Origin of the sequence: Burkholderia sp. BCC0322, from assembly GCF_902833045.1 — a bacterium.
In the GTDB taxonomy this organism is placed as follows: domain Bacteria; phylum Pseudomonadota; class Gammaproteobacteria; order Burkholderiales; family Burkholderiaceae; genus Burkholderia.
In genome coordinates this window covers 1-416 of the sequence record NZ_CADFDU010000055.1, presented here as the reverse complement: position 1 = coordinate 416, position 416 = coordinate 1, and the positions used below count along the sequence as shown (strand labels likewise).

General features: G+C 64.9%; 1 pseudogene. It reads left to right on the top strand.

What is annotated here, in order from left to right:
• Window positions 1-416, top strand: a pseudogene (locus HWX39_RS35855) (glutamate--cysteine ligase); the annotation flags it as partial.

The window sequence follows — 416 nt, the reverse complement described above, 5'->3', positions numbered from 1 at the left end:
CCAGTCGGAGCGCTATCTTGCGCAGATCCGCAACTTCCGCCGCCGCAGCTGGCTGCTGATGTACCTGTTCGGCGCGTCGCCCGCGCTCGATACGAAGTTCCTGCGCGGCAAGCCGCACAAGCTCGACACGTTCGACGCCGATACGCTGTACCTGCCGCATGCGACGAGCCTGCGGATGAGCGATCTCGGCTACTCGAACACGACCGCGCAGGCTGCGCTGCACGTCGACTACAACACGCTGCCCGGCTATCTCGACGCGCTGTCGAAGGCCGTGAGCGAGCCGTATCCGGCCTACGAGGCGATCGGCACGCATCGCGACGGCGAGTGGATCCAGATCAACACGAACGTGCTGCAGATCGAGAACGAGTTCTACTCGACGATCCGGCCGAAGCGCGTCACGTATTCGGGCGAGCGGC